Raw genomic sequence first — 24319 nt, 5'->3', positions numbered from 1 at the left:
AGGAATTGAGAGCCATGACAGTTGGATTTGGAATCGTTGGCACAGGGATGATTTCGCACTTTCATGCGAAAGCCATTCAACAAATTGAGGGAGCGTCCGTCGTTGGTTGCTTCAATCAGAGTCAGGAAAAGGCAGATGCGTTCGCCGCAGAGTACAATTGCCGGGCTTACACGACCCTAGAGGCAATGCTGGCAGATCCTGAGATCCGGATCATCAATATCTGCACACCAAGCGGTGCTCACCTGGGCCCTGCGATAGCGTCGGCAAACGCAGGTAAACATGTGGTTGTTGAAAAGCCTCTTGAAATCACGCTCAGTCGCTGCGATCAGATCATCGATGCATGCCGAGCGAACAACGTGAAGTTGTGCACCATCTTTCCATCCCGATTCAGCCCCGCGAATATCGCTTTGAAAGAAGCGATTGAAGCAGGGCGTTTTGGTCGGCTGACCATAGGAGATACTTACGTCAAATGGTGGCGCACTCAGGAGTACTACGACGGCGGCGGGTGGCGAGGCACCTGGGCACTTGATGGAGGCGGGGCGTACATGAATCAGGCGATTCATAATGTCGATCTCCTGTACTGGCTGATGGGCGATGTCGCAGAAGTCTGCGGTTTCACCGGTACGCTCGCCCACGAAAGAATCGAAGTGGAAGACGCCGGCGTTGCCTGCATGAAGTTTGTGAACGGAGCAATCGGCGTGATGGAGGCCAGCACCGCTGCCTGGCCGGGCCTGTTGAAGAAGACGGAAATCCACGGAAATCAGGGCACTGTCATTGTGGAACAGGATTCCATCTTGAAATGGGAATTTGCCACGGAACTCCCATCGGACGCCGCACTGCGGGAACAGCTGGGAGCCAATTCGGCAACCTCCGGTGGAGCATCCGATCCGAAGGCGATTTCGTTTGTGGGCCATCAACTGCAACTTCAGGACTTCATCGAAGCCATCAATGAAGGTCGAGCACCACGAGTTGACGGCGCGGAAGGTCGCAAGAGTGTGGAAATCATCCTTGCCATTTATGAGGCCGCCAAAACAGGACAAACAGTCAAACTGCCGCTGGATGCATGATTGAGACGCTGCAGTACTAATCCGCTGAAGGCCGCAGTCACTCCACGGTTGCATGGCCAGCAGGCCGCGAGGCGAGGCCGATAATCTGCCCCCGTCGCAGCACGTTGTCATTCGATCGAACAGCAGGCGATCAACAGGCCGTTGATTGTTGCTGTTTCACATCGTTGAATTCGCAACCGAATTCTCATTCGATGGCCTTCAGGTACTCGATCATTGGCTCATCGAACAATTCGACGATGTACCATTGGCCATCCAGCCGAATCGCAGAATCGATGATCTGCATGACCTGAACATTGTTGGCTTTGGACGCTAGCAGGGCCGCCAGTTCAACTCTTTGGCCCTTCACAATCCGCTCTTCTTTTGACTTGACCGATAGCCGGGTCTTTTCCAGCGGCAGCAGGCCTTCTTCAGCGAGCAGCTTGCGGAAAGTCGCCAGTCGCCCAAACGACTGCGCCTGCAAACGCGACATCTCGGCCGCTTCAGCCGCTGTCATCAGACCAAGTTTGACCGCTGGTTGATCGGGGAAAAACAAATCCTGAATGCTGTCGAATTGTTCCGAATCAATTGCCTTTGCAAGCTGCCGGAACAGTTCTTCAGTCGTAGCGATCCTGACGGACTTCTGAACCTGGGGAGCCACAGGGGCCCCATTGGGATCCAGGCCCCGTGCGACACGAAATCCGATCCATGCCTGTTCCCCGCGTGGCCGGCCTGTTCCGTTATCAAAATGCAGCGACGACTCACAGCCAACGGGTATCGAATGATAAGAGCCTCCTTTGACGACGTGCAAATGCAGATCACGCACATAACTACCCGAACGATAAATCGGGTCTGTCCCGTAGGCGCTCCAGGGCAGGAAGGCATCCAGGCAAAGCTCTGCTATGTTGCCGTGCATGTCATACAGCCCCCAGCGATTCGGCAGCTTCAGGCCCACTTCGTGCATTTGTCCAATCAGGCCGCGTGGTGATGGTGAGAACCAGGCGTATTTTCGCAACTCCTCAACCGAATCGCCGCAGCAGTAAAGCCCTTTGCTCGATCCCGCTCGACACGCCCACTCCCATTCCGCTTCCGTCGGAAGCCGATACACTTCGTCTGCTGGCAAACGCCCGGCTTCCTTCTCCGTCTGCGTCAGGCGTTGACAGAATTCGGTTGCCTCTTCCCACGACATCAGCGATGCCGGAAAACGTGATCCGTCCGGAACGTCGTCCCGCTCACGGTCCGACTTCTTCGCGTTCTTAATCTCCCAGATTCGATTTCCCATGACTGCCTGCCACTCGGCCTGCGTCACTTCGTACTGCCCAATCCAGAACCCGGTTGTCAGGGTTACCTTCTCACGGAATGGCCCGAGACCGGGCTTCTCTGGATGCTTTCCCGCCCACTCCCGGAAAAAACTGCTAGATTCGCAATAGACGAGGGGCATCCTGAGGGCATTGTCACGACGGGCCGTTCCGGACTCCGGCACTACCTGCGCGACAATGCACGGACAACAAATACACATAATGAGGAACAAACCAATCAATCGCATGGCTGACTCCCGATTGAAGAAACCCCGGAATTGCAAGGTTCGGCTCCGATAAGCCACCTCCGCAACCTCTGTAATTGCCCTTCCTGTAGTCCGGGTTCCATCTCCTGAGGAACGTTCAACGTTCCTTCATGTAGACGGAGAAGTCGATACGGCGGAGAGCGACGTCGACAAGCAGCAGCCAGGCCGCGGCTGTCAGAAGCCAGGGCCAGAGTGGCGTCGGACGCGTCGCTGTGGTGGTTGCGGGCTGATAGATGTCGGCGGCAGAGGGATTGAACCTGCCGCCTGAAACGTCCGCTATTTCACGAAGAAGCTGTTCGTCAGGCGGTCGAATCCGAAGTTCATCGCTGTACCCCCGTATCAGGCCCCGTGACTGACGATAGACCACCTGCCCATTTTGCTTCACGGCAACCTCCATATGATATGACCCGGACCGGGGCAGGGGGATATCGCTGGAATAGCGGCCCGGGGCCGTTTGCCGAAGTTGCGAAACGTGGCGCTGGAGACGAGGATCAATCACCGTCATTTCCACTTCAGCATTGTTCAGAAACTGCCCAACGTCATTGACCGCATCAACAGAAATGCCAGCCTGCTCACCGATTCGTTCTGTGTTGATCTGTATGCCCCGTGCGTCACTCTTCCGCATAACCTGGCGAATAACCTGAGTCCAGAATTTGCCATAGCCGGGCCACGTCATCCATTCGGCTGCCCAGCGAGATTTTGCATCGGATGTGAATGCTGCCGTCATACCAAGTCCATACCGCCACCACGCCAGCAACGGATCTCCCTTTTCGGTCGCAAGAATGACTTCGCTGGTAGGCTTGGGACGAGTCATGACATAGCCGAGCAGAAACGGTGCCGATTCCATATCGAGGTCTGCCAGGGCATGCGTCGCTCGAACAACGATGGGAATGAACGGCTGTTCGTCGATGGCCGATTTGCTCGCGGTGACCGTTTCTTTCGCGAAGATTTGCGGCACCTGAGCCGGGTCATCCGTAAAGTAATATCGCCCTTTGCCAATCCGGGCGATCTCTTCCAGCAGTGCCGCATCGGCACCTCCACCGGCAGCAACAGCAGACACTGTAATTTTGGCTGAGGCCATTTGCTGGGCCATGCCCTGAAAATCGCCCGGTGTGGACACTCCGTCTGTCAGAAGGATGACGTGCTTCAGTTTGGCTGAGGCGGTCATCAGCATTTCGAACGACATTTCCATGGCTGGATACATATTTGTGCCGCCACCTGCTTCGATTCGAGCGATTTCGTCGCTGATTTTTGCGGCATTGCTGGCTGGCTGCATCTCACTGCTGACATAGGTGTCGCCATCGAACGCCAGCACTGCGACCTGATCACGTCGCCCGAGCAGCTCAACAGCAGATCTGGCAGCAGACTTGGCCATTTCTATCGGATCACCGTCCATCGAACCGGACTTATCGATGACAAGCACCATGGCCAGGGAAGGCTTTTCTTTCTCCTTTTCAAAATCACTGCGAACCGGAAGGATCTCTTCCAGCGTGCTCTTGTAGTAGCCCCCCAGCCCGAACGACTGCTCTCCGCCCAGCATGATGAACCCACCCCCCAGGTCCTGAACCCAGGTTCGAGCGACCTGCATCTGTTGCTGCGACAAGTCCGTCGCCGGGACGTTGGAAAGCATCAAACATTCGTAATTCTGAAGGTCGGCCAGTGAATCCGGCATGCCCTGCGGCGGCCGAACATCCACCTGAATTCCTTCATCCTCCAAAGCATAAGCGAGCTCGCGAATCAAATTCGGATCGCTCTCGATGATCAGCACGCGAGGTTTCCCGGCGGCATAAACAAGACCAGCGTCACTGTTGTTGTCGAGCAGCGTATCGTTCTTCACGCCGGAGATTCGAACGGTAAATGCCGCAAGGCGATCTCGTTCGATGGACTGCTGAAAACGGAATGCGTTCGATCCACTGCTGAGCTGCTTCTTCTCACTGATCACTTTGTGGTCGCCGCGAAACACTTCCACAAGACATTCATCATCGTGATTCGACTGGACCACCACGTCGACAAAGAACGGCTCTCCTTCACGGACCTCCGCAGGAACATTAACTTCGGCCACCTGGACCTCAGGCTCAGCCATGCCGACAAGTGGAACCACACTCACCGGAATCCGGCTCTGCGCGGCGGCAGCTACGGCATCATTCACTGTCTGATTACCGTCGCTCAATAAGACAATCTGTGGCACATAACCCGGAGGCATATATCCGGCAGCAGCTTCAACGGCTCCTGCCAGATCTGTTCCGTTGAGTTGTTTGTCCAGAGCCTCAAAACGGCTGATCGCTGCCGCCTCACTTGCATCTGGTTCAATCTTTACCGGGACGGTACCCGCAGGAACAGAATCCGGCGTGTCCGGCAATCCACTGCCTGCAGGCTGCGGCTGATGTTCGACCCAATCTTCCAGTGATTGCACCTTCTCGGGCTTTGAGGCAAACGGGAGAACAACGGAGCGGTGGTCACGATGAACCTCAGCGGCTTCCTTCAGAAATTGTTGTGCCTGTGAATTTGCATCTTTACCAATGCTCAGACTGTTATCCTTCAGCAACACGATAAATTGCTGGTCGGTTTCCTGCAGCCATGTCAGGCCGGAAAGAGAAAGTACCAACAGCACCAGAATCCCATGTCGCGTAAGCATCGACACGACGCGCTGAGTTGCCGGGAAATCGCTGAGGCTTCTGCGAAAGAACCAAATGACAGCGGCGGACAACGGTATTGTCGACAGCAGGAGCCAGGGGCGAGTGAATTCGAAAGGCATCATTGGACAGCTCGGCTGCGACCGTGGGTGATGGAATCAGATGTTGGCCATAATCTCTTAACGGAAGCGGATCAGGTAATGAACCTGCGTTGATAAAGGAACCATTCGAGCACACAGAATACGCAGGCACAGACTGCCAGGTAGAACCACACAGGCCGTGTCAGCCACGATGAATTGAGAGGCGAAGATCCATCGTTTCCGCTTGTCACGGGACGAAGGTCCGATTCAGAACTGCTGGCCAGATTAACAGCAAACTGCTGCACCGGAATTATTCCTTCACCTCCGCGAATGATCCCTGTTTCGCCAGAATCCGTCCCGGATGGTGGACTCGAAGGCGGAATCGACACAGACCAGATACCCACCTCGTCCAACGGTCCGACCTGCTGGCTCGCCACGCGAAACTTCCGATCGGACGGAGAGATCAGGACAAGATCCGACGATGCCCCTGACTTTGTGACCAGGCTGTCAACATTATTTGTTTCCGGGCCTTCAGCAGGATTGTCCCTTCGCAGTCGAGCGCTTTGCCCGGCGGTGATCGCTGGTTGTAGTTCGCCGGTTTGCCCGGCAAACCAGCTTAATGCATTTGTGATCAAAATGGGAAAAGCCGTACGAAATGCCAGGTCGCTGCTTTCCAGATTTACATTCAGAACAAGCCCTTTCCTGCCGCCGGGTCGATTCAGTGCTGCATAGACAGGTTCGCCCGAAATGGTGGAAGCCAGCGCCTGCACCGGAAGTTTAAACTTCAGCTTCTTCGCGCTGGGCATCAGCACATTGTCCATTCGAATGTGCGTCATCAGCGGAGATTCGTCGTCCTGTTCGGTGACGACCGGGTTTTCAATCTCAGCCTCCAACTCCCACAAATTGCAACTGGCATCGGGATCAATCACCATGACTGGACTGTTCGGCAATGTCGATGGCAAGAGTCGGTGAAAAACTAATATCGCATCATTTGGCCAGCTTTCGGGAAGCTCATCAACCACGGAAACATTGACCAGCGGGTTTGCCCGGAACACTCGTTCCAGAAAAAAACTTCCCGGAGAGACAATGACGACGTCCTGCACAATGCGCGGCGGAATCAGTGCCCAGGCGACGTCATCGGTCAACAGCGAGTTGACTGATGCGACCCGCTCGACTTTTTTCCGTTCATTGTTGTCGGATCCGGCCCCGTCTCCGACTGCAGTTAAGTTCCGTGCATCGGTGGCACTCTCTGACTGAACTCGGGTGAGTGCAGCCCTGAGTACTCCACCTTCCAGAGAGGTCTTCTCGATGGATTTCGACCAGCTCTCCTCCGCCGCCAGATTTAAGGGAATCACATCGACCGTAATCCCGTCCAGTTCCAGTTCAACCCGCGCCTCCACTGGAGCATCCGCGGCATTCGTGACAGTCACCAATACTTCGTATCCAATGGGATCCACCATACTGCGCCGTGCCTGAAACTGAGTGATTCCAATGTTGGCAGCTGGCGTCGCAAACGTGTGATAGACGACGACGGGGGGCATTCCCGGCTCTGTTTCGGATGATTTCTCCGGCTCTTCAGAGCTACCAACGTCCTGATTTTGGGCATCCACCGAAGTCGATGACACCGAAGAATCGTTGGCAAGAAGATTTGTTAAGTCCGAAGACTGTACAGAGTTGTCGGGGCGCTGTGCGCAGGAATCGGTGAAGACAAGGATCTGCCCATTGGCGTGATCTCCGATCAGTTGCTTTGCCAGTTCAATTGCCTGATCGAGCGCAGCGACAGAATCAGACGGTTGCACAGAATCGATCGCGCGGCGAAGTGTGGGGACATGCCCCGCCATTCCCAGGATAACTTCGGGACGGCTGCCCGCCACGACCACGGCAGCTTCATCACGAAATCGCAATCCATCCAGCACATCCATGGCTGCAGATCGTGCTGCGTCGAATCGCGTTGGGCTGACATCGGTCGCTTTCATACTGGCTGATGCATCCAGCACAAACACAAGGCGACGCGCATGCAGGGCCTGCCCGGATAAGTACGGATCAGCCACGGCAAGTACTAACAGCCCCAGCAGAAACAACTGACAAAACAGCGACAGGAGATGGCGAAGGTTCTGCCATAAGGATCGGGGGGGCTTGTCTTCGTAGACCTGTTTCCAGAACAAATTGGTCGAAACAGGGATTCTTCGCAGACGAACCTTCAGCACGTAGAACGCAATGATGGGAAGGGCAAGAGCAGTGAGAGCCAAAGCAGCCGGTGCAGCAAATGACATCTTCGCCAAACATTCTAGCCCGACAGCATCCGGCGGACTGCCGACCTGTCATTGCGTTGATTACGACATCATTTCCCCCATTGTCCGTAAGGAACGGGGCTCATGAATGCGTGATTTTCCAGCGGTGCGGCCCGACCCAATTCGCTGATCGTTGGAGTCAGGAATAAGAATAATACGTACAGAGCAAGAAGGGGAAAGGCTAACAGTCGTGCGATCCATCGAAAACCAAACCCGGCAGATTGTTCGCGTGATTGACTTCGATGAAAAGCCTTTGCAATGAGAATTCGTGACGGATAAATCGCAACAATAAAGACCGGAGTCAGCACAAGGAAGGCATCGGAGGGTAAGAGTCGAATCTTGGCAAGGTACAAAGGCAACGTCATTGCGTATAACACAACCGACGCAAATAACCATGCCACCGGAGAATTCCTGATCATGCTGCGTGCAATTCGCAGGCGGAAAATATCCATGAATCGGCCGCTGACGGCCTGCTGTACCTGCAGGGCCGGCAGCCACCCGGCAACCAGGACCAATAGTAACCCACCAAGGAATGAAAGCACGGCGAACCCGGGAGCAACTCGCCCTGGTGCCGAGTAGGCGACTAAAAGCGATGTCGGAATTGCCAGCCAGAGGAAAGCCCCCAACACGGCTTTCAGTCCCAGCATAAAGTGGTACGCCGGACGCAGAATTCCCCAAACCTCAACAATCCAGTGCTGTCGTTCACTGGCGAATGTGCGATCGACCAGTGCCTTTCCAATTCGCCGCACATTTCGAATCGGGCGAAGAAAGCATCCAACGGTTCCTCCGTTCATGATTGCAAGAATCAGATGCATCGCAGTCACCGTCTTCAGGATGGTCAGACCCAGAAGCAATCCATCACTCGAAACATCCGTGCCACCACGAACAATTAACGCAGCGTTGCACATCGTCGACAGTAACCGTACAGGAATCAGAAACAACAGTGTAAAGATCGCGACAACGCCAAGGCGGGGTGCCAGCTTCATCAAAGGGAAGCCATCTCGTAATCTTCCGGACAGTGCAACTCGTCGCTGCCCATCAAGCATGTAACCAAGCGTCAGAAGATTCAGCCCCGGGATGGCGGCGAACACGGCAAGAATAAGAATCAGACATATCGCGCCGAAGCTGATGTGGACAAGCCACCACAGACTTCTGAAAGGCTTTCGAATACCGGGGAATGGACCGGGACCAGGCTCGGAAGTTCTCACCTGATCAGACACAGGCCGTGTTACCGGCAATTTCAGGAGATCAGGACCAGGCGGCTCAAGAATGCTCACTGTTGCAATCCGATCCCGATTTTCTCCCCCCGAATTCGCAGGCGTATTCGAGAAGATTTCGGCAGATGTTTGAAAGACGGAGTGGAGAACCGCATTTATGCCAGTCATCCGCACATGGAATCTGGTTGTCATCGTATCAGGTCCATCCGTAAGCAGCCCGTTTAAAAGAAACCCGACGCGTCAGCGAGGGAATGCCGACCCTGAAAGGCCTGTGAAAATCGTCCTCGTCAACGCATTGGGTTGCACTTTGTTTCGTTTTCAACGGCCAATAAGCCTGCTTAACTGTCCGTTGAAAAACCGGGAAAGGCACGCAGGACGACTGGAAACCGTCGTGTTTTAAGGTCTTCTGCGCGAGCCAGTCCCGTTTTTCAACACAACGGCCAGTAAGCTTTCTGAACATCCTGCACGTGGTCGTAATGCAAAGACGGTCATGAGTCGGCATCCATCGTTTTCCTGAGAGTGTAATACGTCGAATGCACAAAATTATTCGGCAGGAAGATTTTTCAGGATCGCACGCCAATCATTCTGAACGAAATACGAACAGCCATAACGCCAAAAGTTATACTCTGTTGTCATTCTGAGAAACGCACGTTCATGACTCGAAGTTGGTAGTGGCATCACCCGGTGTGGCCTGTGGATCGGGAACTGGAGAAAACGGATGAGGGGTCTTGTCGCTGTCGTTTCTGTCGGTATCTGCTCGGCCGTCATCTGGCTCGTGAATTCCGCCGGGCGTATTGAACTGCACACGAATCAGATCCCTGTGCAGATCAATCAGCATTCGCAGGAATTATCATCCTCCGCAGATCGGGTGAATGCATGGCTCAGGCGGCGCTGGCAGGCTGAACAACTGGCGTTGCCTCAGCCAGCCAGTGATCTCACCATTCTTCGGCGATTGTCCCTGGCCCTGCACGGCACCATTCCTTCGCTGGAAGAGATCCGCGCTTTCGAAAGCGACGATCAACCTCAGCGGATGGAACGCTGGGTCGACAAACTGCTGCGAGACAATCGATACGCAAACTACTTCAGCGAAAGACTGGCCAGAAGTCTGGTGGGAGTCGAGGGTGGGCCATTCATAGTCTTTCGCCGCGATCAGCTGACCGACTGGCTGGGCAGGCATCTTCAGGCCGACACACCATGGCCCGATTTATCCCGACAGATGATTGCTGCCGAAGGACTATGGACTGATCGCCCGCAGACAAACTTTATCACGGTTGCCCGAATTGAAGACGAAGGCCTGGATGTCAACAAGCTCGCAGGACGAACCGTACGTACGTTCCTTGGACAGCGAATCGACTGCGCCCAGTGTCACGACCATCCATTCGACGAACGCTGGTCACAAAGTGACTTTGAAGGGTTGGCGGCATGGTTCGCCAGCGCGCGATTGACGCTGGGTGGAGTGACGGATTCGCCACCGGCAGACAGTGAACCGCTGGTCTATCGAATTCCTGAACCCGGACAGCCAGAAGAAGAAGGCCGAATTGTTGAGCCCGTGGTGCCGTTTCACGAGGAATGGCTTCCGGATGAAGGATCGCCAAGAGAACGGCTTGCCGCGTGGGTTACAGATCCCGGAAACCGGCGATTCGAACGTGCCATTGCGAATCGGATCTGGGGATTGATGTTTGGAAAGCCCTGGCATGATCCCGTAGATGACTTGCCACATCCGTCAGATGAACATGCAGACGGCTCGGCCATTGATGCGGATCTTCTGGATGTCCTGGGGCAGGAGTTCCGAAAGAATGGAGGTACAATCGGGAACCTCATCCGTATCATCGCGTTGTCGGATGCATTTCGCGCCTCATCGGCAAGCAATTCAGATTCGCCAGCGGCTTACGACCACGAAGTCGAACAATGGGCCGTCTTCCCACTGATCCGACTACGGCCAGAACAGGTCATTGGCTCACTGTTTCAGGCAAATAGCGTGAGTACAGTGGACCAGAATTCGCACGTCTTCATTCGACTGATCCGTTTCGCCAATGAGAACGACTTTATCAAGGAATATGGCGACCTGGGAGATGACGAACTGCTCCAGCAGGTCGGGACAATTCCGCAGTCTCTGCTCAGAATGAATGGGCGATTCACGCGTGAATTTACAAAGGCTGACGGATTCAGCTCCGCTGCACAGGTCATTCGATTTTCGAAGGATGACCAGGCGATCATTGAGAACTGTTTTCTGACTTGCCTGACACGACGTCCCACGGAAGAGGAAGCAGCCTACTTCGTCGAAAAATCCGGACTGAATCTTGCGGAGTTACCTGAATCCGGGTCCCGGGATTCAAATGACAAGGATAATCGGCAGGACGAGCCAGCCGACCGAGAGTCAATCGACAGGCAGGATGAAAGCCAACGGACGCAGCAACGCCACGAAACCATTGGTGATCTGTTCTGGATACTGTTCAACAGCCCTGAGTTTTCATGGAATCACTAATCCGCTTCCTGCGGATCACTGCAACATATCTCCAGATGAAAGCGCCGAAAATGATTACCCGTCGCAACCTGCTTTCGATGCTCGCCGGCATGGGTCTCAGCCTCAGACTGCCAGCGATGTCCGCGCGTGCTGCGGCCGCTCGCCGCACGGAGCGACCTAAATCCATCATTACACTCTGGATGGGCGGCGGCATGAGCCAGCTGGAAACATGGGATCCGCACCCTGGCACAAAAAGCGGGGGCGAGGTAACTGCAATCAGCACAACAGCGAAGGACATTCTGATTAGCAACCTCCTTCCCCGGGTGGCCGAACAGATGCACCTTGCGACGCTGATTCGATCCCTGACCAGCAAAGAAGGAGACCACGAACGAGGTACGAAGTTCGTCAAGACGGGTTACCGCCCGGAACCAACGCTCAAGTATCCCTCACTTGGTGCAATCGCTGCCCTCGAACTGCAGGACCCCTCCATTGAAATCCCGCAGCACATCGCCCTTTGTGCCGATCAGCCGTTTTCTCACGGGGGCTATCTGGGGAATCAATGGGATGCTTTTCGAGTTTTCAATCCGGGGCAGGGGATCAACAACCTGGAGAACCTGGTGTCGAACGAACGGAGTGCCAAAAGGATGAAAGGGCTGGAGGTCGTCAGTCAATCCTTCGGAAACAAACATCGGTTTGGCCTGCCCGGCACGCTACACCAGGAGACCATGGAAAAGGCCCTGACCATGATGTCTTCGGAACAATTAAAGGCATTCCGACTGGATGAAGAATCGGAAAGCGTCAAGGCTTCATACGGCGACACACGATTTGGTCGAGGGTGCCTTGTCGCACGCAGACTGGTGGAAGTAGGGGTCCGTGCCGTCGAAGTCACTCTTTCGGGATTCGATACTCATGCATCGAATCACGAAGGTCATGTCACGCAATGTGAAATACTCGACCCGGCACTAGCCACTCTTTTAAGAGAACTCTCGGATCGAGATTTACTGGAGTCAACAATCGTCCTCTGCATCAGTGAATTCGGCCGGACGCCTTCGATCAATCCGGCAGGCGGACGAGATCACTGGCCAAACTGGTTTTCGTGTCTGGTCGCCGGTGGTGGATTTCGTCAGGGCACACTGGTTGGTTCAACCCCGGCAGAGATTCCGACCTCAAAAGACGCATCTCCGACAGAAGCGATCACGATTCCCACTCTCTATGCGACGATCATGCGCGTCATGGGCATCGATTTTTCAAAAGAAGTTCTGACTCCCATAGGCCGGCCCATCAGATTCTCAGATGCTGAACCGGCCGACTGGTTGTTGTCATGAATTGCTCACAGAATCGATTTGCCGGGCCGCCACAAGCCCTCTATGATCCGCCGCATGATTACAGCAAAGCGACTCGAATTTGAATCCAGCGTCGTCGTCATAGGTGTTGGCCTGATTGGCGGTTCAATTGCCGCCGCTATTCGGCAGCGATTCCCGACTTGCAGGATCATGGGTATTGGACGAAGTCGTGATCGATTAGTCGCAGCTCAGGCGGCTGGGCTGATTGATCATTTTGATGTCCGTATCGCCGCCGAATCATTTCCGTCCGGCAGCCTGTCAGTGGTTTGTTTACCGGTAGACCGTATCGCTGCTTCGGTACGAGAGATTCTGTGTCTTGCTGACGACCAGTCAGTGGTCACCGATGCCGGGAGTGTCAAACAGCTGATCTATGATCAGTTGCATGAAGTCCCCGCAGCATTCGACAGATTCGTGGGATCGCATCCAATTGCCGGCGCAGAACAATCGGGTTTTGAGCATGCCCAGCCCAACTTATTCGACGATCGCATGTGCGTTGTGACTCCGGAATCAGGCCCCGATAAGGTCGTCGAACGAGTCTGTCGGTTCTGGAGAATGCTCGGTTGTAACGTGGCGAAAATGTCCGCAACCGTACACGATCAGATACTGGCACACACCAGTCATCTGCCGCATTTGCTGGCGGCAGTCAGCGCTTCGGCGGTGACAGCCGAAGAACTGAAATACACGGGGACTGGCTTCAGGGACACGACAAGAGTTGCTGCAGGATCATCTGAACTCTGGACAACCATACTTCTCGGAAATCGCGGCAGCGTTCTGGACTCGATCAGAACAGCATCGAAAATCCTGATTGAATTTGAAAATGCCATCGAAAAGAACGATTCGGATGCGCTGCGCACGTTGCTGTCAGACGCAGCAAAGCTCCGTCAGATGCTGCATGAGACAAAATAATGATCAGAGTTCGCGGATTTCGAATCGATCAAGTCCGAAGGAATGAAGCAACTCAATCAGCCGCGAAACACGCTGGTCGACGCAACGGCCTTTCTGGACAGCTTCAGCAATAATGCCGGCAGTCAACGTCGCGACTTGACAAACACTCATTGGCAGTTCGTAGGGCTGCAGATCCGCAAAGAACTCGTCTTCGCTGCAGACTTCACCAAATTTATCGCCGCGGTAGAGGAATTCCACCCCATAGAGGTCGTTACTCCACTGATATGCAAAGGGTCCGAACTGGCGTCCCCGGAATGTGACCCAGAACTGATCGTCATTCAGCAAAATCTGATTGTCAGGTGAAACAGCCACAAGAACGCATCTCGTGTTAACGATTGAGAGAAAAGCACCAGCACAAAAATCTGAAAGTGCCATCGGGACACTTCAGTAGGATGACTTCAAATCCGAAAACAGGACAGACTATTTCTCGAAGTCGCAATGGCAGGTTTTCTGCCGCTCGATCTAAACCGCGGGGTTGACAAGAGATTCATTGTCTGATTATCAAACGCGTCGCTAGACGTTCCAGGTTACCCAAACCATTAAAGATGCAGGACTTACGCGAGGTTGCACGTCATGGTAATGACACTTGAAACTGCCGAAACGCTGTCTGACGAGGCATTCGCGTCGGCCGACATGATGATTTCGACTCTGGAAAAAGTAATCAGTCCCGTCATGAAAGACGACGACGATGACTTCGATGCCGACTTCGAAGAAGACGAAGTGGATGACGAGGAGGAAGATGAAGACTTCGACGACGATGTCGACGACGATTTTGATGACTTCGAAGACGATGATGAAGATGATTTCGACGACGATGACGACGATGATTTCGACGACGATGACGACATCGACGGCTTCGAAGATGATGATGACGATTTCTAAAACTTCGCCGCGAAGACTCAGGGGTACTGCGGCGTGACCACGCGCAGTGTCCCGGGTATCGCAGTGGTCCTGCAGCGCTCACGCGACAGCTTTCAGGTGCCGTTGGGTGTCAGGTTTGCCCCGTTGCTGAAGAATCGATGACAGACGGACAAGGCGTGCTTCGCCATGCGGGGCACGCCTTTTTCATGCTCGATCGCTAACGCTTGCCTACGGAACAATGAAATGCTCGAACTGTTTGAACAGATTGAATCATCCCGGAAATGGATTCAGGAACGCTGGCCGCATAGTGCAAAGGCCGGACTAATACTCGGAACCGGCCTTGGCGATCTGGCCCGAAAAATCGAGGTCGAGGCCACGCTTCCCTACGAGGACATTCCACACTTTCCAAAATCAACCGCTCCAACTCACGCCGGACAGCTTATCTGTGGCAGGTTGGAAGGAATTCCTTTAGTCGTCATGGAAGGAAGAATTCACTACTACGAGGGCTACTCACTGCAACAGGTGACATTTCCTGTTCGCGTCATGAAGGCAATGGGGGCAGATACGCTCGTTGTCACGAATGCTGTTGGAGGCATGAACCCGCAGTATGAACTGGCTGACATCGTAATTCTGGAAGACCACATCAATCTGATCCCGGATAATCCACTGCGTGGAATTAACGATGATCGACTTGGTTGTCGCTTTCCGGACATGAGCCAGCCATATCACAAAGGAATTGTTCAGGCCGCAAAACGAATCGCCCTTCAACTCGCAATCCCGGCCCACTCAGGCGTTCTGGTCGCCGTGCCGGGGCCCAATCTTGAAACCAGGGCCGAATACCGCATGCTCAGAGCAATCGGGGCTGATGTGGTCGGTATGTCGACAGTGCCCGAAGTTATCGTTGCAGCCCATGCTTCAATGCGAGCCGTCGCTTTTTCGATCGTAACAGATATGTGCCTTCCGGACGCTCTGGAACCAGCCGACATCAGCAAGATTATTGCCGTTGCAGGTGAAGGAGGAGAGCGACTCGAGAAACTGCTTCTTCAGCTGTTCCGGTCAGATGAGTTCAAAGCTTCAACTTAAAACTGGCACTTTCGCCAGATGACGCTCAGAGTTGACTGACCAGCGATGGACCAGATCACAGCATCGCCGAAGTTCTGAAAAGTCTCCACAGCAGCTGAATTTGATCAACCTCGGGCCATAACGCGAAGCGAAAAAAGGGTGACTGCTCGCCTCGAACAGTCACCCCTTTGCGTGGTATCAGATTCGTCAATTGCCCTTAGTTTGAAGGGCTTGCATCATTGTTACCGTTGTTGTCAGCAATCGCATAACCAACACCGCCAGCAATTGCCGCTCCCAACAGCGTGCCGAGGCCACCGCCTCCTCCAAGCCCGCCGCCAGCGCCACCGCCCAGTCCGCCCCCACCCAGGCCCCCCGGCGCTGCTCCACCCGGAAAAGCTCCTGGTGTCATAGCCGTTGGGTCACCCGTTGGTGATTCCGGATTGGTCGGTGCATCAATAATGAAATTCAGTGGGTCCACTGCGGCACCTGCCAGGTCGAGCGTTTGCGAAACAAAAGCGGGTTTGTATTCCGAATCATTCGCAGCTGGTCCAAGTACATCTACACCAACGGCCAGCACGCCATCGTCCCCAACACCAACAACGGAGTAGAATCCTGGTGTGAGGCCGACCAGCCGAAAGCTGCCGTCCGCGTTGACAGCAGTCGAGCCAATGATGGTGTTGTCCATCACGAAGTAGACCGTGATATCGCGAACTGGCCTCAGATAGCCATCTGTCGTTTCCAGGAGGTTAACTTCGCCCACCAGATCGCCGTTGCTGCGGAGCTGGACCTGATGCCCATTCAGCGGGGTCGATTCCGGGCCGGAGCCGAATGAGTGATCTGCCCCGGGAACTGTCGGCACTCGAGAGGCGATGACCGATTCTCGGGCGGCGGTGTTCGCGTATCGCCGTTCGATGAGATCACGGACAGTCGGGAAATCCCTCGGGAGAACCGAAACCGTATTGATTTGAAGGTCAAGTGACACAGGCGAGGCTGCATTATCTGCAACGGCATCCCCCGGTTCCGGACCTGCAACCGCTCGGAAAGAGTACAGTGCGTAACCAGTTGTGCCAGTGGCAATCAGCCCATAAACGCCGGGCTCCAGCCCCTGAACAGAAAATACGCCTGCATCATCACTGAGTGCAGAGGTGACCCTGCGGCCATCTTTTACGAGGGTAACGGTACACCCTTGTGCAGCAATCAACTGTCCATCCACTGGCGAGAACCGACTGAGCCTGCCAACAACCCGGCCCTCTGAATGCAGGACAACATCATGCGATCGATCATGCAGGACCTCCTGGGGCGCAGGCGATGCACTTTCCGCCAGCACAGGGACCGCATCCTGACTTGCTGCTGACTGCACGGTGGCAAACATGGATCCGGCTGTAAGTGTTGACGCCACTGACAATGTGATGGCCGATTTCGCCGCTCGAACGAATTTCATGACATCCCTACCTGTAAACGATATCTTGGAGAATATTGAGGGAAACATCCTTCATCAGCCAGCCTGGCCCCACGCGGCTGGAAATGATTCAAACTTCCGTACCGCCGTGTACGGACGCAGCAGATTCCTCCACTGCCCGGATTATCCAGCCCTCCAGGAAGGCAACGCAACTCGAAACGTCATAAAATGAAGAAAACCCAGAATCTTCCTGTCCCACCCAGAACTCCAAAGCGTTTCCACTGCGATCTCCGGCGGGCGTAAGACTATTGCTGAAAAGATATTATGCGAATTACAACATGGAACGTTAACGGCCTCAGAGCCGCCATCAAAAAAGGATTCATGCAACATCTTGATGTGATCTGCCCTGACATTCTCTTGCTGCAGGAGATCCGATGTCATCCGGAGCAACTACCGAAAGAATTCCAGGACCCTGAAGGATGGTGCGTCCATTGGCACCCGGCTCAGCGCCCAGGGTACTCCGGAACCGCGATCTGGTCCAGGACACCCGTGGACGACGTCGTGCGTGGCATCGAGGGCAATGCCGACGAGGAGGGGAGGGTGATTGCTGGCAGCGTAAAGGGAGTCCGACTTGCCAGTATCTATCTTCCGTCTGGTTCCTCCGGAGACGCTCGGCAAAAGATCAAGGAGGACTGGCTGGGCTTTTTTGGTGAATGGGGTGAAGCTCAGGTCGATTCTGCTCCGCTGATTCTTGGTGGCGATTTCAATATTGCCCACACAGAACGGGACATTTTTCACGCCAAATCGAACCAGAAAACATCTGGTTTTCTGCCGCACGAAAGACAATGGTTCAGCGACTTTCTTGATTGCGGCTGGGATGATTTGGTCCGACGCCACTTCGGCAATGTGAACGGTCCTTATTCCTGGTGGTCAAACCGGGGAAAAGCAAGAGAACTGGACCGCGGATGGCGAATTGATTACCTGCTGGCGAATCGTAATGCATCCACGATGTTTCGGTCGGCGTCGATTCACCGCGACGGAGGACTCGAAGTAAGCGATCATGCCCCGGTGACAATTGAAATTGACGAAACCATGCTCCGAAGAGACTAAATCCCCAGGTTTGCCAGTCCATCAGTGATGCGTTCCAGCAAACCTCCAATGATGGGATGGTGCACTTCAAAATCAACGACCGCCTCCTGAAGCCTGTCCTTAATCGTGGCGGCATCTTCCGGTGCGCTGCCATTCGCGAGTGCAAGCTCGATGTCGGCGGTCAACGCCTGCAACTGCACACGCGTATCGTCAGTAAGATCCGGAGAATTCTGCAACTCCTCGCGGATCCTTGAAAGTGCGATCAACATTTCATCATGGTTCATAGTCAGGCTCCCGGAGCTTTGGTTGAAGACTTGCCAGTATCGTTCTCAGCGAGCATGATTGCCAGCCGATACGATTTCTGCCTTCACGTATTTCTCCAAGTCACAATCAAAACGGATTGTTTCAATGACTCAAAGTTCTTTCCGCAGTCGGCTGTTGAACAAAGAATGCCTTATCGGGACGATGGTCACCCTGCCCACGGCATCCACTGCCGAGATTCTTGCCGACGCTGGATTTGACTGGTTGTTCATTGACGCAGAACACGGCCCTCTGGAGATTTCCAGTATCCTGAGCATTCTTCAGTCCGTTGGTCATCGGATTCCCTGTCTCATCCGTATTGCTTCATGCGATGAAATCGCCATCAAGAAAGTCCTCGACCTGGGAGCAACCGGAATTATTGTTCCGCAAACGAATTCACTGGCACAGGTGAAAGACTCAGTCCGCTTCGCCAAATATCCTCCGGAAGGCTCACGCGGAGTAGGCCTTGCCAGAGCACATGGATACGGATTTCGTTTCAACGAATACATCGAATCAGCAAATCGCGAAACCGTCGTCGTGGTTCAGGCAGAACACAAGAGTGCCGTCGAATGTATTGAAGAGACTGTCCGGGTCCCTGGTATAGACGGCGTTCTGCTGGGACCATACGATCTGTCCGCCAGCATGGACAGAATGGGACAAATCAACCACCCCGATGTCGTGGCGGCGATCGATCGTGTAACGGATGCTTGCCGATCGTCGGGTGTTCCGTTGGGCTACTTCGGGGTCACAGCGGAAGCTGTTTCTCCCTACATTGAAAAAGGCTATTCACTGATCGTGGCAGGCGTTGATGTTCTCTTTCTGGGACAAAGCGCCCGGAAAATGGCTGCCCAGCTTAAACAATGAGACTCAACCAGTGCATCGTCAAAAACAGTCAATGGTGGACTGAAATCAATAACACAGAAGGTCGAGTGTACTATGGATGCCATTGATATTTTCGGGGGACTACTCAGAAAACGGTCTGGTTCTTCTGGCCTCGGAGGTCAGATTCTGAAGAACATTCTCACGGGCAGCCGGTCTTCAGCGCCAGCACCCGGAAGTCAAACGATTCCCCAGCGTCCCGCAGGCGCGCCTGTGATACGCGATGCCCCAACGCCGACTTCCACACACCGAACACCCCGGGATGAACAGCTGGATCACTTCGAAGATATGCTGCGACAGGCACACGGTCGCGGTGAACAGCAGAATCGCTCGGGACAGCGAGACCCGGCCCCCGGCACTTCTCGCTATGGCGAAGCAGAACAGTCGAGTCGATTGAGTGACAAGTCCGAATTGATCGTGCGTGCAATGATCAACGCAGCAAAAGCAGATGGCAGAATTGATCAGGCAGAGCAGGACGCAATTGTGAGACAACTGGGCAATCCAACTCAGGCCGATATCGAGTTCCTTCGCAGAGAGTTTGCTGCACCTCTGGATATCAGGGAATTCGTCTGGTCAATTCCTCTGGGAATGGAGAACGAGATCTACGCCATCTCTCTGATGGCAGTCAACCTCGATTCCAGTGCAGAAGAAAGATACCTCATTGACCTGGCCCACGGGCTGAGAATTCTGCCAGCTGTTCGAGATCAGATTCACCAACGATTTGGCGTGACATCTCTGCCCTGAAACAAAGGTTTTTGGGGACTCGAATCGTATTTCTGTTCCAGTTTTTCCGCCCCACTGCCGTCAGATGATGTGCTGAGCCGCTGTTTCCGCTCACTGTTGCCATCGTGACGATTCCTTTGTGACCATGCGTTGAAATCTGTTTCTTTCGGGGAGTTGCCATGTCGCCGGATATCAGCGTACTCGAGCTCTTCACGATCGGTATCGGGCCGAGCTCCTCGCATACTGTCGGGCCGATGCGTGCTGCCAGACTTTTCGTTCAGCGACTCATAGAAGCGGGCGAAATCGGGAGCACAGATCGCATCGAAGTTTGTCTGTACGCGTCCCTGGCGTTTACCGGCAAAGGACACGGCACGGACAAAGCAGTGCTACTGGGACTCGAAGGCGAAAGTCCGGAAGAAATCGACGTCGACAGCATTCAAAGTCAACTCGATCGAATCCGTACAACCCACAAGTTGCAGCTGACTCCGGAGCGAAGTATCACTTTTATCGAAGATCGTGACCTGATCTTCCGTCGCAAAGAATCGCTTCCTGCCCATCCGAATGGATTACGATTTACCGCATTCAATCCTGACAACACGATACTCCTGACAAAGACATACTACAGCATCGGTGGTGGCTTCGTTGTTGGAGAGAAATCGGCCGAATCAGACCAACTCACAAGATCTCAGGTAGATCGACCATTCCCCTACCGATCCGGTGCTGATCTCCTGAGACTTGCGGCAGACAACGACCTGAGTATCAGCGAAATGACGCTCCGAAACGAAGCTTGCTGGCGTCCGGAGGAACAGACTCGGGAAGGGCTGATAAAGGTCTGGAAGGCCATGCAAAGTTGTGTTGAGCGTGGTTGTCGCGAAGAAGGCATTCTGCCCGGTGGGCTTAAGATCGAACGACGAGCCGCAACGCTGTTTCGAAAGTTGAGCGCGGGTAGTCCGGCTGCGATTACAGATCCGCTGATTCCACTCGATTGGGTCAGCCTTTGGGCACTGGCGGTCAATGAGGAGAACGCAGCGGGCGGCCGAGTTGTCACCGCACCAACCAACGGCGCTGCAGGCATCATTCCAGCAGTCCTTCACTATTACGTTCAGTTCCACAATGCCAGCCACGAAGATCGTATCGTTCGCTTCCTTCTGACGGCAGGAGCGATTGGCACACTCTACAAATTGAACGCATCAATCTCCGGTGCAGAAGTCGGTTGCCAGGGTGAAGTGGGCGTCGCCTGCTCAATGGCCGCTGCTGCACTTTGCGAAGGACTTGGTGGCACCGCGGCCCAAGTTGAGAACGCCGCTGAAATCGGGATGGAACATAATCTTGGCCTGACCTGCGATCCCATCGGCGGTCTCGTTCAGGTACCTTGTATCGAACGCAACGCCATGGGGGCGGTGAAGGCAATCAATGCCGCTCGCCTCGCACTGGGTGGAAACGGCAAGCATTATGTATCACTTGACCGAGTCATCTGCACCATGCGCCGAACGGGGGCGGACATGAGCTCAAACTACCAGGAAACGTCTCGCGGTGGACTGGCGGTCAATGTCACGGAATGCTGAACATTCATCGGCCGAATAATGAAACAGACCGAAATCCAACTAACATATCTCTGCATCGGATCATAGCCGCCACACGACATTCAGACCAACACCAGTCCCGCTACTCTTCGAGTTGCATACGATATTCCCGGAACGGGAGCATGCGATCAATGGGTGGGTTGCGATGCGGAAGAGAGTTTGCCAGCATCGGCCAGCAGCAGCCGGGCTGTTTCAAGACTGCTCCTGCGGAATTCAAATTTCAGCTCTGATTCGAGCCTGGAAGGTGAGATGACCCACCGATACCTGATGAAATACCACAGGCCGGAGGGAAATCGATACAGGGGCAGTCGCAGAGCCCACCAGCAATTCGTAAAAGCACGACAAACAACCAACGGGACAGAAACACAAACCCGATTGCTCAGGCGAGCCAGATCTCTCAGGGTCAGCCAATCGCCTGGCGCGACATTAAACGGCCCCTGACCATTCTGTTCCAGAATCGTGACAGTCGCTTCTGAAACATCTTCGAGATGGACGAACTGCATTTCTGTGTTATTGCCGCCCGGCAGAACAATAATCGGGCCATGTTTGATGAAGTCCGTCAGATAGTTGGAAATCTCAGGACCGTAAATGATGCAGGGGCGTGTCCAGCTGACTGCAATTTCCTGGTGAGATTCGGCAAAATCCTCCAGCAGCGCTTCCACCAGGACTTTGTCTTCGGCATAACGGTATTCAGTTCGAGCCCTCAACTGCCAACTCTCGGCCATTGGCAGGGGATTATCCGGCCAACCTCCATACGCAGTTGCACTGGAAGAAACCAACAGCCTCGCGGGTGCGATTTCAGAAACGGCCTGAAGCAGATTTCGCGTACCTTCTACGTTGATTCGATGCATTCGGCACTCGTCGCGCATGGGATTGACGACAAAGGCCAGGTGGATCACCGTGTCGGGACCAAACGCCGTCAGGTGCTGACGAAGCTGTTCGCTCAATACGTCGCACTGGACGAACTCATCTGGTTCATCCGTAAGCGGCGGCGTAATGTCGAGTCCCAGAATGGTCGCCTCCGGAAATCGCCTTCGGATCGCCTGAACCACACCGCGCCCGTAGAATCCTGAACTTCCAGTGATAGCGATGCGCTTCAGGGTCATGGAGACGTGCGCTCCCTTTCGGCTATATTTGCGATCAGCGCCCGGTCAGGCCACCGTGAATTGTGCTGGTCTGCTCAGAGTAGACGCAATCAGAATCTATCCGGATTCCGGGATTGGGAACAAGTGCGAATTGCCCCAAGGCCAACGTGTTCAATGCGGCTGCTGCCGACACAATGCTCCTGAAACGACCTGTGGGCTGTGAGCAGCGATCTGCAACCACGGTCACAATCCATCCTCGTGCGATTAACCCGTGCGTCGAAGCAGCCTGAAATTACGGATTCATGAAATGTCAAAAAAAGTCATATTCTTCGACATCGATGGCACAATGCTCAGCACGGGAGGGGCAGGGCAGAAGGCGATGGAGCTTGCGTTGATCGAAGACTTCGCAATTGACTTCCCGTTCGAAGGAGTCTTAACCGCTGGCAGGACAGATGCGGGAATCGAAGATGAGATCTTCGCACGCTATGGGCTAAACGACACGCGATCAGAGCGGGACCGTTTTCGTCGCAGTTACCTCGATCGCCTCCCGGATTGCCTTCGCGAATTGCAGGGAGCCCTTCTGCCCGGAGTCCGAGAGCTGCTGGAACAACTGGTGGCAGACAACCAGTTTCATTTAAGCCTCCTGACGGGCAACTATGTCGAGGGTGCGCAAGTCAAACTTCGCCATTTTCAACTGCATGAATTCTTCCGGGGATGTGGTGGATTCGGAGACTACCATCCGCAGAGAAATGACGTCGCCCGAGTTGCCCTCGACAGCGTCCGAATGCATCTGAGCCACAACGTGCCCGGCGAACACACCTGTGTCATTGGAGATACTCCAGCCGATATCAAATGTGCTCGGGCCATCAATGCAAGTGTTATCGCGGTCGCTACTGGAGTCTACAGTGCTGAACAATTGCAACCTCACAGTCCAGACCATCTGTTCCCGGACTTGCATTCCACGGAAACCGTGTTAGATGCACTTCGGAATTTTTGAACGTATCTCGTCCCACGGGAAGCTCAACAAGATCAGGATCGGACGATCGTATGAATGAAGAGAACTCAGAACAGACCTCCGATCCACAGGCCGTGCTGAATTGCAATTGGCTTTGGAGTCTCGTTCGAATTCCCGTGTGGCTGTTGTGTCGATGCTGGATCCGACTTGAAGTCACTGGCCAGCAGAATCTCGACCCGACGCGTGGCGGCCTGTTGCTGATCAATCACCAAAGCTACCTTGACCCACTATTGGTTGGCGTTTTTCTATCGCGACCCGTGGCTTATCTGGCGCGGGACAGCTTGTTTCGAGTGCCCCTGCTTGGCTGGCTCCTGCGAAACACATACGTCATTCCCATAAGTCGTGAATCTGTTCGCGGCGGCAGTATTCGAACGGCAATGGAACGCGTTGAAGAAGGCTTTCTGGTTGGGATCTACCCGGAAGGTACACGATCATCAGGGGACGATGTGAAACGGTTTCGGCCTGGCTTTCTGGCCCTGGTGCGGCGAACAAGCCAGCCGGTCTATCCTGTCGCTATCGCCGGCGCAGACAAAGTGTTTCCCAAAGGCGCCTGGTTCATTCGACCTCGCCGCATCCGACTGATCTACGGCAAACCACTGTCCGAGCAGGATCGCCAGCTCCTGCAGAATGGTTCTGATGACCACGCCCTGGCAGAACTTGCCAGAGAACGCGTCGCAGAATGCCATTCGGAAGCATTAGACTGGCTGCGTACAGGCAAACAGCCACTTGTCGCCGCGAAATAA

Annotated in this window: 20 protein-coding genes; 12 read left to right on the top strand and 8 right to left on the bottom strand. The window is 54.3% G+C overall.

The genetic code is table 11. From position 1 onward, the window contains the following. Positions 1-14: 14 nt before the first annotated feature. Positions 15-1067 (top strand): Gfo/Idh/MocA family oxidoreductase, encoded by a 1053-nt coding sequence (locus tag R3C20_01275; GenBank protein MEZ6039106.1) that lies wholly within the window; start codon positions 15-17, stop codon positions 1065-1067. Positions 1068-1251: 184 nt separating this feature from the next. Here the strand turns inward: R3C20_01275 and R3C20_01270 are convergent, their stop codons facing one another. From R3C20_01270 to R3C20_01255, 4 genes are all read right to left on the bottom strand, one after another. Then, entirely contained in the window at positions 1252-2589 is a 1338-nt protein-coding gene (locus R3C20_01270; GenBank protein MEZ6039105.1) for a formylglycine-generating enzyme family protein, read from the bottom strand. Between the two features lie 115 nt (positions 2590-2704). Continuing rightward, complete coding sequence (locus R3C20_01265) at positions 2705-5365, bottom strand: VWA domain-containing protein (GenBank protein ID MEZ6039104.1); 2661 nt, start codon at positions 5363-5365, stop codon at positions 2705-2707. A gap of 68 nt (positions 5366-5433) precedes the next feature. Then, a complete protein-coding gene (locus tag R3C20_01260) occupies positions 5434-7593 on the bottom strand; it encodes a VWA domain-containing protein (protein ID MEZ6039103.1) in 2160 nt (719 codons plus the stop codon). Between the two features lie 68 nt (positions 7594-7661). Next, positions 7662-9020 carry a hypothetical protein gene (locus R3C20_01255; protein ID MEZ6039102.1) on the bottom strand — a complete coding sequence of 453 codons (1359 nt, stop codon included), beginning with the start codon at positions 9018-9020 and terminating at the stop codon, positions 7662-7664. A 526-nt stretch (positions 9021-9546) separates the two neighbouring features. Between R3C20_01255 and R3C20_01250 the strand changes: the two genes are divergently transcribed. From R3C20_01250 to R3C20_01240, 3 genes are read left to right on the top strand one after another with little or no spacing between them, the layout of a single operon-like run. Continuing rightward, a complete protein-coding gene (locus R3C20_01250; GenBank protein MEZ6039101.1) occupies positions 9547-11313 on the top strand; it encodes a DUF1549 domain-containing protein in 1767 nt (588 codons plus the stop codon). Further along, a complete protein-coding gene (locus tag R3C20_01245; GenBank protein MEZ6039100.1) occupies positions 11301-12617 on the top strand; it encodes a DUF1501 domain-containing protein in 1317 nt (438 codons plus the stop codon). The genes R3C20_01250 and R3C20_01245 overlap by 13 nt, the downstream gene beginning before the upstream one ends. Before the next feature lie 54 nt (positions 12618-12671). Next, positions 12672-13541, top strand: a complete 870-nt coding sequence (locus R3C20_01240; GenBank protein ID MEZ6039099.1) for a prephenate dehydrogenase/arogenate dehydrogenase family protein — start codon at positions 12672-12674, stop codon at positions 13539-13541. 3 nt (positions 13542-13544) lie between these two features. Here R3C20_01240 and R3C20_01235 read toward each other — a convergent pair whose 3' ends face one another. Then, the gene (locus R3C20_01235; GenBank protein ID MEZ6039098.1) at positions 13545-13892 is read right to left on the bottom strand and encodes a hypothetical protein; all 348 of its coding nucleotides are present in this window, start codon (positions 13890-13892) and stop codon (positions 13545-13547) included. A gap of 261 nt (positions 13893-14153) precedes the next feature. Between R3C20_01235 and R3C20_01230 the strand changes: the two genes are divergently transcribed. Continuing rightward, on the top strand, positions 14154-14462 hold the full coding sequence (locus tag R3C20_01230; GenBank protein MEZ6039097.1) for a hypothetical protein: 309 nt from the start codon (positions 14154-14156) through the stop codon (positions 14460-14462). A gap of 222 nt (positions 14463-14684) precedes the next feature. After that, a complete protein-coding gene (locus tag R3C20_01225; protein ID MEZ6039096.1) occupies positions 14685-15524 on the top strand; it encodes a purine-nucleoside phosphorylase in 840 nt (279 codons plus the stop codon). A gap of 196 nt (positions 15525-15720) precedes the next feature. Here the strand turns inward: R3C20_01225 and R3C20_01220 are convergent, their stop codons facing one another. Beyond that, positions 15721-16944, bottom strand: coding sequence for a hypothetical protein (locus R3C20_01220; GenBank protein MEZ6039095.1), 1224 nt, complete (start codon positions 16942-16944; stop codon positions 15721-15723). Between the two features lie 282 nt (positions 16945-17226). Between R3C20_01220 and R3C20_01215 the strand changes: the two genes are divergently transcribed. Continuing rightward, on the top strand, positions 17227-18012 hold the full coding sequence (locus tag R3C20_01215) for an exodeoxyribonuclease III (protein ID MEZ6039094.1): 786 nt from the start codon (positions 17227-17229) through the stop codon (positions 18010-18012). Here R3C20_01215 and R3C20_01210 read toward each other — a convergent pair. Further along, a complete protein-coding gene (locus R3C20_01210) occupies positions 18009-18275 on the bottom strand; it encodes a DUF4404 family protein (GenBank protein MEZ6039093.1) in 267 nt (88 codons plus the stop codon). The two genes, R3C20_01215 and R3C20_01210, sit on opposite strands and share 4 nt — an antisense overlap. A 124-nt stretch (positions 18276-18399) precedes the next feature. Here R3C20_01210 and R3C20_01205 point away from each other — a divergent pair, with 124 nt between their 5' ends. The 3 genes from R3C20_01205 to R3C20_01195 all read left to right on the top strand — a co-directional run bounded on the left by R3C20_01205 (position 18400) and on the right by R3C20_01195 (position 21458). After that, positions 18400-19155 (top strand): aldolase/citrate lyase family protein, encoded by a 756-nt coding sequence (locus tag R3C20_01205; protein ID MEZ6039092.1) that lies wholly within the window; start codon positions 18400-18402, stop codon positions 19153-19155. A gap of 72 nt (positions 19156-19227) precedes the next feature. Beyond that, entirely contained in the window at positions 19228-19914 is a 687-nt protein-coding gene (locus tag R3C20_01200) for a DUF533 domain-containing protein (protein MEZ6039091.1), read from the top strand. Positions 19915-20072: 158 nt separating this feature from the next. Continuing rightward, positions 20073-21458 (top strand): L-serine ammonia-lyase, encoded by a 1386-nt coding sequence (locus R3C20_01195; GenBank protein MEZ6039090.1) that lies wholly within the window; start codon positions 20073-20075, stop codon positions 21456-21458. Positions 21459-21604: 146 nt separating this feature from the next. Here the strand turns inward: R3C20_01195 and R3C20_01190 are convergent, their stop codons facing one another. Further along, complete coding sequence (locus tag R3C20_01190; protein MEZ6039089.1) at positions 21605-22582, bottom strand: NAD-dependent epimerase/dehydratase family protein; 978 nt, start codon at positions 22580-22582, stop codon at positions 21605-21607. A gap of 286 nt (positions 22583-22868) precedes the next feature. Between R3C20_01190 and R3C20_01185 the strand changes: the two genes are divergently transcribed. Both R3C20_01185 and R3C20_01180 read left to right on the top strand, forming a co-directional pair. Next, positions 22869-23558 carry a haloacid dehalogenase-like hydrolase gene (locus R3C20_01185; GenBank protein ID MEZ6039088.1) on the top strand — a complete coding sequence of 230 codons (690 nt, stop codon included), beginning with the start codon at positions 22869-22871 and terminating at the stop codon, positions 23556-23558. Positions 23559-23608: 50 nt separating this feature from the next. Then, positions 23609-24319, top strand: coding sequence for a lysophospholipid acyltransferase family protein (locus R3C20_01180; protein ID MEZ6039087.1), 711 nt, complete (start codon positions 23609-23611; stop codon positions 24317-24319).

Source organism: Planctomycetaceae bacterium (genome assembly GCA_041398825.1).
GTDB lineage: Bacteria > Planctomycetota > Planctomycetia > Planctomycetales > Planctomycetaceae > F1-80-MAGs062.
This window is presented reverse-complemented; position numbering and strand designations above follow the sequence as displayed.